Source organism: Methylomonas lenta, assembly GCF_001644015.1.
Classification (GTDB): Bacteria; Pseudomonadota; Gammaproteobacteria; order Methylococcales; family Methylomonadaceae; genus Methylomonas; species Methylomonas lenta.
The window spans coordinates 31,222-47,657 of record NZ_LUUI01000095.1; the positions used below are offsets into that span (position 1 = coordinate 31,222).

The 16,436-nt window shown below is 42.2% G+C and carries 12 protein-coding genes; 10 read left to right on the plus strand and 2 right to left on the minus strand.

Annotation, left to right across the window (positions count from 1 at the left end; translation table 11 throughout):
• Positions 1-499 precede the first annotated feature (499 nt).
• A complete protein-coding gene (locus A1359_RS08395; protein WP_066980911.1) occupies positions 500-1,519 on the plus strand; it encodes a YagK/YfjJ domain-containing protein in 1,020 nt (339 codons plus the stop codon).
• A 1,487-nt stretch (positions 1,520-3,006) separates the two neighbouring features.
• Here the strand turns inward: A1359_RS08395 and A1359_RS08400 are convergent.
• A complete protein-coding gene (locus A1359_RS08400) occupies positions 3,007-3,660 on the minus strand; it encodes a hypothetical protein (RefSeq protein ID WP_066980914.1) in 654 nt (217 codons plus the stop codon).
• A 492-nt stretch (positions 3,661-4,152) separates the two neighbouring features.
• Here A1359_RS08400 and A1359_RS08405 point away from each other — a divergent pair, with 492 nt between their 5' ends.
• From A1359_RS08405 to A1359_RS08420, 4 genes are all read left to right on the plus strand, one after another.
• Positions 4,153-4,779 carry a hypothetical protein gene (locus A1359_RS08405; protein ID WP_066980916.1) on the plus strand — a complete coding sequence of 209 codons (627 nt, stop codon included), beginning with the start codon at positions 4,153-4,155 and terminating at the stop codon, positions 4,777-4,779.
• Between the two features lie 79 nt (positions 4,780-4,858).
• On the plus strand, positions 4,859-5,875 hold the full coding sequence (locus tag A1359_RS08410; protein ID WP_198159300.1) for a hypothetical protein: 1,017 nt from the start codon (positions 4,859-4,861) through the stop codon (positions 5,873-5,875).
• A gap of 103 nt (positions 5,876-5,978) precedes the next feature.
• The gene (locus tag A1359_RS08415; protein WP_066980921.1) at positions 5,979-6,407 is read left to right on the plus strand and encodes a hypothetical protein; all 429 of its coding nucleotides are present in this window, start codon (positions 5,979-5,981) and stop codon (positions 6,405-6,407) included.
• A gap of 87 nt (positions 6,408-6,494) precedes the next feature.
• A complete protein-coding gene (locus tag A1359_RS08420) occupies positions 6,495-7,118 on the plus strand; it encodes a DUF6988 family protein (RefSeq protein WP_066980924.1) in 624 nt (207 codons plus the stop codon).
• A gap of 290 nt (positions 7,119-7,408) precedes the next feature.
• On the opposite strand, the gene A1359_RS08425 is transcribed toward A1359_RS08420, so the two are convergent.
• A complete protein-coding gene (locus A1359_RS08425) occupies positions 7,409-7,801 on the minus strand; it encodes a hypothetical protein (protein WP_066980927.1) in 393 nt (130 codons plus the stop codon).
• Positions 7,802-8,602: 801 nt separating this feature from the next.
• Between A1359_RS08425 and A1359_RS08430 the strand changes: the two genes are divergently transcribed.
• The 5 genes from A1359_RS08430 to A1359_RS08450 all read left to right on the plus strand — a co-directional run bounded on the left by A1359_RS08430 (position 8,603) and on the right by A1359_RS08450 (position 16,325).
• Positions 8,603-10,975, plus strand: coding sequence for a type I restriction-modification system subunit M (locus A1359_RS08430; protein WP_066980930.1), 2,373 nt, complete (start codon positions 8,603-8,605; stop codon positions 10,973-10,975).
• Positions 10,976-11,042: 67 nt separating this feature from the next.
• Positions 11,043-11,270: a hypothetical protein gene (locus tag A1359_RS08435; protein WP_066980933.1), complete on the plus strand. Its 228-nt coding sequence runs from the start codon at positions 11,043-11,045 to the stop codon at positions 11,268-11,270.
• A complete protein-coding gene (locus A1359_RS08440; RefSeq protein WP_066980936.1) occupies positions 11,258-11,683 on the plus strand; it encodes a type II toxin-antitoxin system VapC family toxin in 426 nt (141 codons plus the stop codon). Before A1359_RS08435 ends, A1359_RS08440 begins: the two co-directional genes overlap by 13 nt.
• Positions 11,680-13,068 carry a restriction endonuclease subunit S gene (locus A1359_RS08445; RefSeq protein WP_066980939.1) on the plus strand — a complete coding sequence of 463 codons (1,389 nt, stop codon included), beginning with the start codon at positions 11,680-11,682 and terminating at the stop codon, positions 13,066-13,068. Before A1359_RS08440 ends, A1359_RS08445 begins: the two co-directional genes overlap by 4 nt.
• Positions 13,065-16,325: a type I restriction endonuclease subunit R gene (locus tag A1359_RS08450; protein ID WP_066980941.1), complete on the plus strand. Its 3,261-nt coding sequence runs from the start codon at positions 13,065-13,067 to the stop codon at positions 16,323-16,325. The genes A1359_RS08445 and A1359_RS08450 overlap by 4 nt, the downstream gene beginning before the upstream one ends.
• Positions 16,326-16,436: the final 111 nt, after the last annotated feature.

Genomic DNA, 16,436 nt, shown 5'->3' on the forward strand with positions numbered 1-16,436 from the left:
AATAAAACTACTGATAGTATGGACTTGCACTAACTATGTATTCGATTACCTTTTTGATTTTCCTTGAAATCAAGTCACTCAAGATATTTTTGAGCAATGACTGCTAGGATGTTTAAGGGGGCTGTAATTAAGGATTTGATGTTATTAATAATATTTAATTATTATTACCTAAGACCTATAAGTCTATAAGGCAATAAAGCCCATTAAGGCTATAAGCCGTAACACAAGCATCTCTATCCCTACGCATTCTCCTAACCATCCCTGTCTGTCTCGTTAGCATTCAGTTATCTGTCTACATAAAAGACAGATAACTTGATCATTCTCATTAACCAACAGTTGATTCCATTCACCTGTAACGGGTCTCCATATCATTAGCAATCTTTGCTATCTGTAAATAAACCTACAGATGGATTGCTCAAAACAATCCATCGATCGTAGTTGATCGTCCTGCTAGTGCAAGTTCATAAACAAATTCATCCATTAACCATGAGATTTTTTTATGAAAAAGTTATCTGAAAAACTGTTTGAGATTGAACAACTAGTACATGCCATCATCGAGCAAGGTAATGATCCGTTATACACCGTCATTGATCAAGGAAAGGGTGTGGTACGAGTAACACCCACACCCTTAACAAAACGATTATCCAGTACTGTTAAGAACTACCTGTATCCACTTCTGAATCAGTTTCCGATTCATGAATTCAATCCATACATCAACGCGTTCTTTCGAAGCGTTATAAACACTAATGTTATGGAAAGCATCGAACAACAGGCATCACTTAATAAACGACATAATCGGTATCAAACGGATGGTGATTACCCAGTCATGCAGGAGTTAATGACTCGCATGCATGCCTGTGTTGATCAAATCAGAGCTGAAACAAAAAGTGCTGCATTTAGAACAATCATTTATAACGCTAATCGCCTGTCAAAGAAGAATCAGGACGGCATGATGCATTATATTGATTCCTTGTTTGATCATTATTCGAAACTAATCGTGGTGAGGATCGACTTGGGTTATCAGAAAGGTAATCACATCATCAATCAAGCGGACATCCCTAAAAAGTACTGGCAAGCGAGGTCTCATTTTAAGCACTTCTTAAACAATACCAGGAGGAATAGCCTGTTTGAACATCTGGTGGGTAATATCTGGTCGTTTGAATACGGTCCTGAGAAGGGATTTCACTACCACCTGATCCTGTTCTTCGATGGCTCTAAAGTCAGGCAAGATGTTATACTAGCTCGAATGGTTGGTGATTATTGGGTGAAGTGTATCGTGGGTAGTCAAGGTCGTATTTGGAATTGTAATGCCAACAAAGACACGTATCCTGACTGTGGCATCGGGTTGATCCACTTCAGCGATACAGAGAAACGCGAGCATTTAAATCAAGCAGCAGCCTACCTGATCAAGATTGATCATTACGTCCGCATGCTGACGCCCGGTGACGGTCGAACCTTTGGTCGTGGTGAAATACTACCACCTAAAACCGGTAATATCGGTAGACCTAGATCCAAGTAACGAACTGAGTTGATCATCGGTGCCGTTGACATTTGCTTATAGGAGCGTGTCAACGGTACTTCTTCTTAATCATAGAAAATTAAAACAGCATTGAAAACAGTGATTGTTTGTGATGATTGCAGAGATAGGGTTACTGTTGGGCAATTGATGTGAAGCGATATAAAAATAGTTAATAAAAAACAGTTACTTAATGATCGGATATCGACCAACATAACGCCCTCTAAGCGCCGCTATCGATCAAGGCAATGGTTTGGTATTAGTAACCTTGAGTCGTTAACACACGCGCTCTACAGCGCTCTGAGAGGCTATTTGCATCCATTGCTGAAACAGTTTCCGTTACATGAATTCAATACCAGGATCAACGTGCTATTTCTCAGTGTTTTACTTACTGATGTTATGGAAAGCATTGATCAACAGGCAGCACTTAAAAACAACTTGATCTTTATCAAGTTGATAGTGATCACGAATCGATGACTCGCATGCATGCCAGTGTTAATCAAATGCTTGAAGTAATACACAGCGATGCCGTTTAGAGCGCTAAAGTATCATGATTGATTCAACGGCTTTTCACTGCTTAAACAAGCTGTCGGTTGACTGAGTACCTTGCTGTTTCTGATGGTAATCATGAACCCCATCAAAGCGTGGGTTGTTTAACAACTCGCGTCTTTAAACGCGAGTTTCATAAAAAGATAAATCGTCGTGGACTGGTGACTTCTATGGATTCGTTGATTGATCAACATGATCAACATGATCAACTTCTCGTCATCCGCATAAACTTTGCTAATAGTATGGGAAACACGATCACCCTCAACCAACGATGCTAAAATCTTAACCAACCTGGATTTAAAGCATTTGTTCCGATAGCTCGTAGTCGATGTCTGAAAGCTTGAACACGATACAGAAAAAGGCTTCCGTTACTATGTCATGTGGTTCTATAACGGCGCTAAAGTGAGTAAAGATAAGAAATTGGTGAGTATTGGGTTACAGTGATTACCCAGATTAGAGGGCTTTATTACAATTGCAATGCCAATAAACCAATACCGGTATGTGTGTATCGGCGTGAACAAATATAACGACATCCAGTTGAGAAACAGTCTATACAAGACCCCCGCTTACCTGATCAAAACCGATCACTACGTTCGCATGCTGACACCCGATAACATTAGAGCAGCCTTTGTGCGTGGTAAAATACTACATCCCTGAACCGGTAATATTGGAAGACCAAGAGTAGCATAAGCCGTCAACCTAGATTTGATTGCCGTTGGGATCTGTATATCTTATGGATATTAAAGCTACTGGTTGCTGACGCAGTTCTGAAGTAGCGTTGACAGGCTGGGATGAACTGTTAAGTCAGTTAAATTCAAAACAATCCGTTGGATTTGAGAGATTATGATCGCTACTCTCCGCTGAATCAGGTGAGCCAATCAATAATTAATGGGGGTTTTCTTATTGGTTATTGCAATAGACGCCACATTGATGGACTCGAATTACTCCCTGTCTTCCCATAACTCATTGGCTTTTTCGACTAACTGTTCACGAAGCTCTGATTCATAGTCTGAAATCAACTTGTCTTTTTCAACTTTAGAAAAACACTCTTCCGAATCGATACAAATTGTAAAGTACTCTACATGCCCTGGTATTATTTCAAAAATACAATTGCAAATATCATCGACAGAAGTTACTTCTTTCGTTAGATTGTATGTTAGTTCATTAACTCGATACAGACCATTCTCTAGAGGTTCAATATTCAAACTAAAACTTTCATAATCAAGATGCTTATCAACAAGACCAGCCATATTAATTGAGTATGAGCCTGGTTGCTCGCCTAAATCGATTACCTTACGTGTTAGTTCATTGACAGAATAACACATCCAATACGTTTTATAGGCATTCATACCCAGGCCTTCCCTATATTGATCGCCCAAAACAGCCCTGTGCCTTTCAATTTTGACAGTTTTTATATTGGGATAGGATTCGTTAGGGTAAATGGAGCTTCTGTCAAGTAATTTTGATTTATTTACATAAACAGGCCAGTCATTTTCATTAAAGTACTCGATTAAAATATCTAATATGTACTGTTTATTTTCTAGCAACATTAACTTTTCACAAGGTGGCTTTAAAATGGAGTAATACTTAAACATTGCCAATCGCAAGTTTTTCTAGAAAATTATATATGTCAGGCTACCCATAAGCAACTCACATACCGACAATCACAATATCCATATACCGCTTTATCAGCATCTAGGCATCGGCATGATCAAGTATAGCGACATCGATCTCAGGAATAATCTGTATCAAGCCACTGAATAGCTAGTGAAATCGGATCACTATGCGCGTATGCCAAGGCTGCATCTGTCATGATACGATGTGCCTGTAGCCACAGGAATATTCTGAGCAGCAAGTTAAAATAAAAGCACTCGGGAGTGCCTTAGGATTTAGTGAATGCCTGGTTTCTGGGTGCTGCGAACCGACACAATCGACCCGTTGCGGCCCATCGTTTATTCTGATTCAATGGCAGCAATCAGACCGTCAGCAGTCATAACCACCTATCTTAGATGATATGCAGATCAATAAATTAGCAAGACAAAGTTTATTCTCAGGTAGATATGCGGTTAACAGCTTAATAACTTGTTATGCCTCAAGACACGCATCCTGATCTTCCGTACAACAGAGAACGCGAGTTGCAGTCCCGGCTCAACCGTTTCTTTGTTAAAGAGTTCGACCTGCCAGAAGAGGACTACGCAGGTTCTCTTAGTTTGTCGTCGTTACTGAACCTGAAATCGGTTCTTTCTGACATAAACAACACCATCACGCTAAAGCTCGCTCTTGGGCTAGCCGACTGGGTTTCTGAACAGTTCAAGCTAGACGATGCGGCTACAAAGGAGTTGCGGAGAATTGTTCTGGACGCCAAACCAAACTCCAACGGATTCGATGTTTGGCTTGGCTACCCGATTGCTTTTGTCGCTGAAGTGAAATGCAATATTCCAGTAAATGGAGGAAACAAATATGGTGCTCGGCAACGACACGGAATAGTTGCCGACATCAACGCACTGCTCAATGGGAAACGGAAAGCGTCGATGATGACGAAAGGGATTCCAAAGATTTTGGCGTTCCTTGATCTTCCAGAAATTCGGGCGGCCAATGAACATCTGTTGAAGACCGATTTATCCCTGTTAACGAAGCTTGTCTTTTTGCCGCCGGGTCAAGCTCCAACCAACCTAGAATATGTCCATGGTGTGTATATCAGCATTGAGGCATAACCCTGCGTTCGAGGCGACCTGCGCGAAAAGCCGCGCAGGCGCCTCAACTCCACGTTAAGTTTCTTCTACATGGATGAGTATGATTCAAGTAAAAATCCCTCAAAATTTATCTCTTATCAACGCATTAAACTTCTGTAATCGACTATGGGATTTAGAACATTCAGATGAGTATGCTTTTGATTTCGTTAACCTTTGTCGAGTTGAACCTTTTACAATGGCTTATGTTGCCAATGAATTAAAAAGATTCAGAGAGACTAAGCCTAAAAGTAAATTTACAGCTTTAAATCATAAAAACAAATCATATGCTGCACATATGGGGTTCTTTAGAGCCTTTGGGCTTAAATTCGGGAATGAACCAGGTGAAGCCGCTGGTAGTAGTACATATTTGCCTCTTACAATTTTGAATGTTGCTGAGCTAAAAAAAGAAGCTACGGATTCATATGACCATGTTGGTAATGTAATTGAAGCTAAATCAGAGCGAATAGCTAAAATATTAACTCGTCTGGAAGATGGCGATTTGGTTGATACTCTTACATTTTCTATAAGAGAGATACTCCGAAATGTTGTTGAGCATTCTGATTCTGAAGTAATTGAATATTGTGCTCAATATTGGCCGACAAAAAACTTAGTTGAGTTCGCTGTTCTTGATACCGGTAATGGAATCAAGCATGGCTTATCTACTAACCCATATTTAAAAATTAAAGACGAACGAGATGCTTTGCATCTCGCAATGTTGCCGGGAGTGTCTGGTAAAATGTTTAAGGGTGTAAAAAAACGAAGAGATGATGAATGGCAAAATTCTGGGTTTGGTCTTTATATGACCAGCAGAATTTGCAGAAATGGAGGCGATTTCTTTATTGCAAGTAATGATAAAAGCATTTTATTAGATCGCACATCAAAGCAAGATCTAGAGTGTAAATATAAAGGAACGGCGCTAAGGCTTCGCATTGATACAAGTAGAATATCTACGTATAGTGAAATGCTTGCTCAATATCGAACTGAAGGTTATGAGGCTGCTAAGAAGTTTTCAGGTAAGGATGCCATTGAACCTTCTATAGCATCCACTATGTTAGCTAGGGATTTCCAAGAAACTTAACAAGTCGTTTAAAAGGACAAAAAACAGTTGGCTTTTGCTCCTTCGTCGCTAATTTTAGCCAACAATTTTTTGCCTCTTAACGAGGCGTTAGGCGTAATAAGGAATGTCGGAACCTACTGGAATCAACTACATCGCTTGGTGGGGTGCAGCCCTCTCAACCATGTTGGCTCTTGTCAAACTATGGGAATTGTGGAACGCCAGATTTCGCATTGAAGTGGGTTACAACTTCACCTCAGAACCGGATATCGGCAACGAAGTTTTCGTACGAAACCTGAGTTCGAAGCCGATCATCCTCAGTTACTGGGAGCTGCTTTATGGCTCAGGCTTTTGGCCTTTTCGAAAACTTGAAGAATTCGAGTCGCCTGGCCCCGATGCCAGCGATATCCGAATTGAGGCGCATTCAAGCGAAATTTTCACGTTTGCGGAGGCAAGTCACTTCGCTTGGGGCTATAAAGCGCTCCAAGGGCGGAAGATCTATATGCGGCTGCATGTAGCGGGCAGGCGCCCGGTACTGAAAAAGCTTTATGGTTGAGTATTCGCCTAACAAATCGGTCAAGCCGTTCGTCGCTGCGCTCCACACCAGTCGCCGCTTACCTCAGCATTAAGTGTTACTCAGAAAATGAAGCCATTCGAAATTTTTGATGAATCCGATAATCTTGCTGAGAAGTTGCAAGAAATAATTGACTTACCACTCTTAGACAATTCGTCAAGAATTAGAACAAGTGATGTTGCCTGCTCCCTTTCACTGGAGCATTGGCACTCGGCAAGAACACTGCTTCGAGCAGGACTTTTGCCATCAGCACTAGTAGTTCACCGCGCACAGTTTGAGGCGCTTACCCGCTCTATTTGGCTAACTTACGCTGCTTCTAATGAGCAAATTTCGAAATTAACCGCCGACTTATCGCTTGAATCAGAACAGACGGCAAAGAATATGCCGCAAATTGCCCAGATGATACAGGCCCTCGAAAAAAGCGGTCCTCAACAGGCCTATGATGCTCTTGCCCGTTTCAAAGATAACAACTGGAAAGCACTCAATTCATACGCACACGCAGGTATTCATCCAATCCGAAGACATCATGACGGCTATCCACTCAAACTACTTCAAGATGTATTGCGTAACACAAATGGGCTAGCAGTTATGGCCTGCATGCAAGCCGTAGTGCTTTCAGGTCAGCAACCGCTACAGCGAATCATACTAGAACTCGCCGGGAAATTTTCGGCATGTATGCCTCCACCGCTTTAACACCTAGCGCGGTATCAAGGAAATGCCTAGCTTTGAGATGAATGGCGGCTAACTGTGGTGCAGCGGCCATACTTCTTAAATCCGGAATGTCGCAAAGTGGTCGATAGTGTGAATTCGCCGATTTCAGCGAGTCAAGCTCAATAGCTGACATCCAGTTTTCCATGACTTCGAAAAGACCAAAGGCTTGTGTCTATCCTCAGCTGAATTGACAAATATTATCCAAATGTCAAAGGATGGACAAATCGAGGGCAAAAATAACGTACTGGTCTAAACCAGTACGTTAAATGTGTTTAAAACTTCATAGTGTCTAATTCAGGATAGGTAGGATTGGCTTTCTCAATCTCCAGTTGATACCGGTTAAAGCGTTCACCAGGTTGCATGCCGAAAAACCTAATCAGGATTGAGTCACCCACTTCGGCTTGTTTCCGTCTTAAGCCTTCCTGTAACCAATCATTTAAAAAAATCGACACTAATTCATTGGAATCAGCGAGTCTCACGGTCATTGTGTGTTGCTCATTGAACCTAGGATGTTTAAAGCTACTGGTACCCTGGATAGTACCTAAAATATCGCCATCTCGTTCAAAACTCCAGAATCTAACATCTTGCGTTGAGCTTTCTGATGCTTCATCTGACGCAATCGCTCTTAATCTTGCGAATTTATCATTTTCATTATTTTCTGACATTTTATACTCCAAGAATTAATTAATAAATGAAACGCATAAACTAGCTCATGTTCTAAAGGTAACTTATGCGTGGAGATATATACTCTCCATATAATATACAAAGTTAGTGGGAATATATTTTAGCTACTGGCAGCATGGCTTAATAAAAACATCAAAATACTATAGTCTTTGCAAAATTCTGATTGATTAAAATACTCAATATTCAGTAATTTGCTTTATGATCACAAGGGTGGCGTTATCCAGTGTTCTATCGTTTCCTATCTTCACGATGGACGATAATAAGCCCAGGGATTTCACAAAAGCTTTGGCCGCAGGATAAACCGAAGAATGTATGTACTGATCTGAAACTGCACGCAATAACGAAAATCTAGCCCACCAGCATGCAACGGATGAGCGATTGATTGAAGGGGTGATATTACGGAAAGGCTTAGGTGATTTGCTGGAAATAGAGATTATTGATTGGATTTCTCAGTCGATCTTTTTCAATCAAGACCAAGACGCTCAAGTCATGAAACACTTGATCGCTAGATTGAGCGCTAAGCAAATGCTGAATGTTTAAGACGTGTGTTAAAGCAGATGAATCCAAAGTCCCATAGGGATTTGAGCAATGATAAACTGTTAACGGTTACTGCTCAGCGGGTATCAATTTTACTAAGCAAGCCATTGGTTAATTTTTCTGAGACCCAACATGCCCACGCGCGCGCTTTATTGGCGTTGAGCCTTCTCTTCAGATGGTATTATGCAGCGATTAATTGATCACCCGCCATACGCTCTGCAAACGCAAGCGATAGAAAGGACACTATGACACAAACCCCCAACAACTTAGCGGCCTACATTTGGTCATTAGCAGACTTGTTACGCGGTGACTTTAAACAAAGTCAGTACGGTCGCATCATTCTGCCATTTACTTTGTTACGTCGCCTTGAATGCGTACTGGAAGACAGCAAAGCAGCGGTGTTAGCGCAGGTTGATAAAGTACAAGCAATGAACGTGTCAGAAGAGGCGCAAGAAAAGCTGCTGCTCAGAGCAACCAATGGCTTATCGTTTTACAACACCTCCAAAATGGACTTGTCCAAACTAGGTGAAGCAGGCATTGCCGCTAATCTTGAAGCGTACATTCAAGGCTTTTCAAAAGATGCGCGTGAGATTTTTGAACACTTTAAATTTACTGATTTTATTAGTCAGCTCAACGACGCTAATCTGCTCTATAGGATTGTGCAAAAAGTCAGAACAACCGATTTAAGCCCCAAGGCCATTTCAAATCATGACATGGGTTTGGTATTTGAAGAGCTGATTCGTCGCTTTGCTGAAAGCTCGAATGAAACCGCCGGAGAACACTTTACCCCGCGCGACATTATTAGCCTGACAACCTCACTGGTGTTCATGGAAGATGATGAAGTGCTGACAAAACCCGGTATTATTCGCACGCTCTATGATGCAACCGGCGGCACAGGTGGCTTTCTTTCCGCAGGTATGGAATATGTACACGAGCTAAACCCACAAGCGGTGATACTTGCTTACGGTCAAGAACTCAATCCGGAAAGTTATGCCATCTGCAAAGCAGATATGCTGATCAAAGGCCAAGACGTCAAAAACATTAAGCTCGGCAATACCTTGTCCAATGACCAACTCTATGCGGACAAATTTGATTACATGCTGTGTAATCCACCCTTTGGTGTGGACTGGAAAAAGATTGAAACGGATATTAAAGACGAGTACACGCTAAAAGGTTTTGCTGGTCGTTTTGGACCCGGTTTACCGCGTGTGTCTGATGGTTCGTTACTGTTCTTATTGCACCTGATCAGCAAGTTACGCGATGCTGCGGACGGCGGGTCTCGGATTGGCATTATTCTCAACGGCTCACCGCTGTTTACAGGTGGTGCCGGTTCTGGCGAATCGGAAATCCGTCGCTATATCCTGGAAGCAGATTTATTAGAAGCCATTGTCGCCTTGCCAACTGATATGTTTTACAACACCGGTATTTCTACCTATATCTGGATACTGTCCAATAAAAAAGCCGCAGAACGCAAAGGCAAAGTGCAGTTGATCAACGGCGTCAACTTATACGGCAAAATGCGCAAGTCATTAGGCAGTAAACGTAACATCATGGATGATGACGACATTGCTACCATCACGCGGTGCTTTGGTGCGTTTGAAGCAGTGGATGCGCGTGAACTGGACAAACCCTCCGAGCAAAAAAGCAATCGCGGAAGACAATCGGCCAATCCAAAATCCGAAGTCGCCAAAACCTTTTCTAGCAAAATCTTTCATACCTATCAATTTGGGTATAGGCGCATCACCATAGAACGTCCCTTACGTGAGTCCTATCAATTTAGTGATGAACGCATAGACACTTTGCGATTTGTCAGTGGTGCGTTAAACGCTGCCATGCAATGGATTTACGCAGAATATGCCATTGAAGACAGTTGGTCAGATTCACCGGATTGTGATCATTACGCTGACTTAACCGCGCACCATGAAGCGATACGCAAACACTGCAAAATTCACTTTAGCGAACTGAAAGAAAAACAACTCAAAGACCTATTGGATCGTACTCTTTGGTTAGAGCAAAAAAAGCTGCTACTCAAAGCGCGACAATTGCAGACAGTCATTGGTTTAGAACAGCATGACGATATGAATCTGTTTGAAGACGCCCTGAATGCTGCCAGTAAAAAAGCGGCTGTTGATCTGGACGCAAAAGATAAAAAGCAAATTAAAGCAGCTGTCAGCTGGAAAAATCCTGCTGCGGAAAAAGTCATCAAAAAAATCCATAGCCGCTCCTCGGCATCCCTGCCGCCGCGGCATACCGTTCATCCTGAACATAAACCCAATCCACTCTATGGCCTATTTGCTGTTGATGGACAGATCGTAGAATACCAGGCAGATAGCGATCTGCGTGACAATGAGAATGTACCACTTGATCCCAGTCAGACAGTCAATGCCATTAACGAAGCGTACTTTCTAAAAGAAGTACAACCGCATGTGCCTGATGCCTGGATAGATGCCAGTAAGAAGGACGATAAGGATCAGCAGATTGGTATCGTCGGTTATGAGATTCCGTTTAATCGGCATTTTTATCAATATCAACCGCCAAGAGATTTGATTGAAATTGACGCTGATTTAGATGCCGTGAGTGCTGAGATTATGCAGTTGCTGCAAGAGGTACATTCGTGAAAACCCAACAGCAAAAGCCTAAATCATATAAAAATGCGTCAACTCTACAGACACGAGGACACTGACCATGCAAGCCATAGAATTTGAAGCGACCACTTTTCAACATACCATTCGGGTTCCTGATGATATTCCGGATGGCGTGACGCTGCGGGTTTTGTTACTGGTTGATGATTCCAAAACAAAAAACGATAACAGTCATTGGAAACACCTACTTGGCTCAATGCCCGATGTGGGGAGCGATGAAGATTTTGCGCGTTCTTTGGACTATGGGCGGACAGTATCATGGGATTCTTAATCGATACCAATGTGCTATCGGAATTACGCAAAGGCTTAAAAGCTAACGTGGGCGTACAAAACTGGTTTACCAATGCTGATAGCAATCAACTGTATATTTCGGTTTTAACCTTAGGGGAAATTCGTCAGGGTATCGAACAGCTTAAACGCCGCGATATACAGGCATCAACCGCTTTAGAAGAATGGCTTAAGCAAATTGAGCAAGCCTCGGCGCGTCTTATTTTGCCGATTACGCAAACGATTGCTGACCGTTGGGGAAATATCAATGTGCCGGACAAAATGCCGGTTATTGATGGGTTTTTAGCGGCGACTGCTTTGGTTCATGATTTAACCCTGGTGACTCGGAATATTCGTGATGTTGAACGTAGTGGCGTTAAATTGTTAAATCCATTTAGTGAAGAATCGCGCTCATGAAATATCAGGCTTACCCAGAGTATAAGGATTCTGGGGTTGAATGGCTGAATCAAGCTCCCGCTCACTGGACGAGCGTCCCAATTAAATATATGGCACTAGATGAAAACTCACTATTTTTAGATGGTGATTGGATTGAAAGCAAAGATATATCGGGAGATGATATACGTTATATAACAACAGGAAATGTTGGCATAGGCGATTATAAAGAACAAGGCGGCGGATACATCACAGAAGAAAAATTTAAAGAACTTAATTGCACAGAAGTTTTTGAAAACGATATTTTAGTATCTAGGCTAAATCTGCCGATCGGCCGTGCCTGTATTGTTCCTAACCTTAATTCAAGGATTGTAACTTCTGTAGATAATGTAATCTTTAGGCCAGACAGCAAGTTTTTCAGAAAGTATGTAGTACATTTATTTTCTTGCAAAGAATATTTTAAGCATACAGAAGATTTGGCTCGTGGAGCTACAATGCAAAGGATTAGTCGTGGATTATTAGGAAATATACGCGTTATAACTCCACCTTATGATGAACAATTAAAAATTTCCAGCTTTCTGGATTATGAAACCGCCAAAATAGACACCCTGATTGAAAAACAACAACAACTCATCCAACTGTTAAAAGAAAAACGTCAGGCAGTGATTAGTCATGCTGTGACTAAAGGTTTAAATCCTGATGTGCCTATGCGGGATTCTGGGGTTGAGTGGTTGGGTGAAGTGCCTGAGCATTGGGAAATTATACGATTGAAATATTTGCTAGTTGACCAAGTAAAGAATGGCTTATTTAAGAAAAAAGATGAATTTGGTTCTGGTAGTCTTTTAGTAAATGTTAGCGATTTATATGTGGAATATAATTTTATTAAATTGGAAAGCCTAGATAGAGTTATTACTTCGGCTGAAGAAAGAAAGCTATATAAGGTAGAAAGTGGGGACATATTTTTTGTCCGGTCATCGTTAAAACTAGAGGGTATAGGGCGATCAGCATGTTTTTTAGAAGACCATGAAAATGTTGTTTTTGAATGCCATATTGTTAATGCAAAGCCTAATAAACAAATGATGTCACCAAAATTTTTGATTAGATACCTTAATTCTTTATCTGTTTCACAAGAATTTGTAAGTAGATCAAGAACCACAACAATGACAACAATTGATCAAAGCAATCTAGCAACAATAAACGTGGTAGTTCCTTCAGTTGCAGAGCAGGTTGAAATTGACGATTTCCTTGATCGACAGTTAAGAGTTTTTGAAAACTCGGAGCAATTAGCCCAGGACTCAATTAGTTTGCTTCAAGAACGTCGCACCGCCCTAATCTCCGCAGCAGTCACAGGCAAAATAGATGTCAGAAACTGGCAACCACCGAAAACCAATACCTCAGAAGCTGCATGAGTAACGTATACGGACATAACAAGGCAAATGAATTGCCGTTTCAAAACGACATTATTCAGCATCTGCTAGCTAATGGTTGGTTGTTAGGCAAATCTGAAAACTACCATCGTGAATGTGCGTTGTATCCTGAAGACTTGCTGGGTTTTGTACAGGAAACTCAAGATGTCCAATGGCAAAAATTCTGTTCGCTTTACCCCAATCATCCAGAACAAAAGTTTTTAGAGCGGGTTGCGAGTCAGCTAAATAAATCCGATCCCAATGCCGCCAATAAAGAAATGCGCACCTTTGGTACCTTAGGTGTATTGCGTCATGAACTGCGCGATCGTGGTACGCGCTTCAGTTTGTGTCAGTTTAAACCTGAGCATGATTTAAACCCAGAGACCTTGGCGCGTTATGAAAAAAATCGTTGTCGTGTTGTCCCAGAGCTGGTGTATAGCCCTTGGGCCACTGCACAGCAGTGTTCTGATACAGGGTCAAAAGCTAAAGCCTGGCGGATTGACTTGGTATTGTTTGTTAATGGTCTGCCTGTTGTGACTTTAGAGTTAAAGTCCGAATTCAAACAGGCGGTACACAATGCCATCAAGCAATACAAAACTACCCGTCATGCGGTTGATCCCATCACCAAAAAGCCTGAGCCGTTATTAACCTTTAAGCGCGGTGCGTTGGTTCATTTTGCGGTGAGTCAATATGAAGTCTACATGGCTACTCGCTTGGAAGGTGCCAACACGATTTTTCTGCCGTTTAACAAGGGTACAAAGGATGGCGGAGCGGGTAACGATATTCCAGACGATGTCAATCAATACGCGACGGATTACTTGTGGAACGAGGTGTTAGTGCCTGCCAATTTGTTAAACATTTTGGCGCGTTTTGTTCATCTGCAGATTGAGGAAAAAGAGGACTGGGAAGGCCGTAAGTACAAGAAAGAGGCGTTGATATTTCCGCGTTATCACCAGTGGGATGTGGTCAACAAACTGCTTACGGCTGCTCGCAGTGAAGGTACTGGGCACAAATACCTGATTCAACATAGCGCGGGTTCCGGTAAATCCAATTCTATTGCTTGGACTGCGCATCAACTGTCGTCGCTGTATGATGCCAACGGCCATAAGCAATTTGATTCTGTGATCATTGTGACCGATAGAACGGTGCTGGATGATCAGTTGCAAGACACCATCTATCAGTTTGAACATGTGGATGGTGTGGTCGGACGCATCAACAATAAAGAAGGTGACGGATCAAAGTCTGAAAAACTAGCGGCTGCGCTGGAAAAATCGCAACCGATTATCATCGTGACGATTCAAACCTTTCCGTATGTACTGCGAGCAATAGAAAACAGCGTCAGCTTAAAAGAGCGTTGCTATGCCATCATCGCGGATGAAGCGCATTCGTCGCAAAGCGGTTCTACTGCGCGGCAGCTGAAAGAAGTGTTGATGATTGAAGCGACGGAAGATAACGAGGAAGACATCACGACAGAAGATATTTTGGATGCGGCCCTTGCTTCGCGTCGTGCATCCAAGAATGTGAGTTATTTTGCCTTTACCGCGACACCCAAAACCAAAACCTTAGAGTTGTTTGGTCGCTGTCCTGATCCAAACGAAGCACCTTCAACAAAAAATCTGCCTGCAGCTTATCATGTCTACAGTATGCGTCAGGCGATTGAAGAAGGCTTTATTCTGGATGTATTAAAAAACTATACCAATTACAAAGTCGCTTATAACTTGGCACTCAAAATCCAAGGCACTGATCAGGAAGTTGAGAGCAAAAAAGCCAAGGTCAAACTCAATCAATGGGTGCGTCTGCACGACTACAACATTTCGCAAAAAGTGCAGATTATTGTGGAGCACTTTAAAGACAATGTGATGGGGCTATTAGGTGGACAAGCCAAAGCGATGGTGGTCACCAGTTCTCGTAAAGAAGCCGTGCGTTATAAGCTGAGCTTTGACAAGTACATTAAGGCTAAAGGCTACCAAAACATTCATGCGCTAGTCGCCTTCTCCGGTGAGGTGGAATTTAATAGCAAAGATCCCAACACGGATGGATTGATTGGTGAAAAGTTTAGCGAAAGCACCATGAACCCAAATCTCAAAGGTCGCGATATGCGTAAAGCCTTTGATACCGATGATTATCAAGTCATGCTGGTTGCGAATAAATTCCAAACGGGATTTGATCAACCCAAACTGTGCGCCATGTACGTGGATAAAAAACTGGGTGGTGTGGAATGTGTGCAGACCTTGTCACGACTCAATCGCAACTATCCCGGCAAAGCGGAAACCGGCACTTTCATATTAGATTTTTTTAACGAGCCAGACGATATTCTAAAAGCGTTTCAGCCTTATTTTCAAACAGCTGAACTGGCTGATGTCTCTGATCCGGATTTAATCTTTGATCTATACGACAAGCTGCGAGCAGCCAATATTTTTACCTGGCAGGAAGTGGAGCAGTTTTGTGAAGCGTTTTTTGTCAAAAGCAAAAGCAATGCAGCACTGGCCAATATTTGCAAACCGGCGGTTGATCGCTGGCAGAAACGTTACAAATCGGCGGTTGATGCGTACAAGCAAGCAAAAGAAATGTTTGATCGCACCAAGAAAACAGCTGATCCCGTGTTGATTGCCAATGCTGAAAATTGCTTCAAACAATGCAAGCAAGAAAAAGATGCCCTGGAAATCTTTAAAAAGGATTTAGGCTCCTTCGTGCGCTTTTATGAGTTTATGTCGCAAATTGTGGATTATGACGACAAGGCCTTAGAAAAGCTCAGTCTGTATGCGCGGAATCTGCGTCCGCTGCTGCGCGAAACCTTTATGGAAGAAGATAGCATCGATTTAGATAATGTCACGCTCAGTCATTACCGGCTGGCGATTATCAAAAAGCAGGATTTGAAGCTAAAAGAAGATGCGGCGGACTATAAGCTGGTGCCTGGGGATGATTTGGGTACAGCGAAACCAAGAGACAGAAAAGAAGAACTCCTGTCGCAGATTATTAGCCGCTTGAACGAGCTGTTTATTACTGATAACCTGTCAAAAAATGATCTCGTCAATTACGCGTACACCATCCGAGACAAAGTCAGTGAAAACAGTTTAGTCATGAGTCAAATTGCCAATAACAGTGCTGAGCAAGCAATGCTAGGCAATTTTGGCAAAGCAGTAGATGACGCAATCATGGATAGTAGCGAAGCGCATCAAAATCAGATGATGCAGCTATTGTCTGATCCAGCTAAAGCGACTGCATTTGCTAAGGTGGTGTTTGAGTTGTTGAAGTCTTAGCTTTGAGAACATACGGTGGCATTGACTGGTCATGTCAACGCTGCTTCCGGAAGAGGATATAACGGATCATTGTCGCCAGTCACTGCATTTAAACGCCCGTAGGGCTTGCAT

What these genes read in the sequence shown, in the direction of transcription:
- A1359_RS08395 (WP_066980911.1), top strand. Translation starts at nt 500, where the DNA reads ATGAAAAAGTTATCTGAAAAACTGTTTGAGATTGAACAACTAGTACAT.
- A1359_RS08405 (WP_066980916.1), top strand. Translation starts at nt 4,153, where the DNA reads ATGCCTCAAGACACGCATCCTGATCTTCCGTACAACAGAGAACGCGAG.
- A1359_RS08425 (WP_066980927.1), bottom strand. Translation starts at nt 7,801, where the DNA reads ATGTCAGAAAATAATGAAAATGATAAATTCGCAAGATTAAGAGCGATT.
- A1359_RS08415 (WP_066980921.1), top strand. Translation starts at nt 5,979, where the DNA reads ATGTCGGAACCTACTGGAATCAACTACATCGCTTGGTGGGGTGCAGCC.
- A1359_RS08445 (WP_066980939.1), top strand. Translation starts at nt 11,680, where the DNA reads ATGAAATATCAGGCTTACCCAGAGTATAAGGATTCTGGGGTTGAATGG.
- A1359_RS08400 (WP_066980914.1), bottom strand. Translation starts at nt 3,660, where the DNA reads ATGTTTAAGTATTACTCCATTTTAAAGCCACCTTGTGAAAAGTTAATG.
- A1359_RS08430 (WP_066980930.1), top strand. Translation starts at nt 8,603, where the DNA reads ATGACACAAACCCCCAACAACTTAGCGGCCTACATTTGGTCATTAGCA.
- A1359_RS08440 (WP_066980936.1), top strand. Translation starts at nt 11,258, where the DNA reads ATGGGATTCTTAATCGATACCAATGTGCTATCGGAATTACGCAAAGGC.
- A1359_RS08410 (WP_198159300.1), top strand. Translation starts at nt 4,859, where the DNA reads ATGATTCAAGTAAAAATCCCTCAAAATTTATCTCTTATCAACGCATTA.
- A1359_RS08450 (WP_066980941.1), top strand. Translation starts at nt 13,065, where the DNA reads ATGAGTAACGTATACGGACATAACAAGGCAAATGAATTGCCGTTTCAA.
- A1359_RS08420 (WP_066980924.1), top strand. Translation starts at nt 6,495, where the DNA reads ATGAAGCCATTCGAAATTTTTGATGAATCCGATAATCTTGCTGAGAAG.
- A1359_RS08435 (WP_066980933.1), top strand. Translation starts at nt 11,043, where the DNA reads ATGCAAGCCATAGAATTTGAAGCGACCACTTTTCAACATACCATTCGG.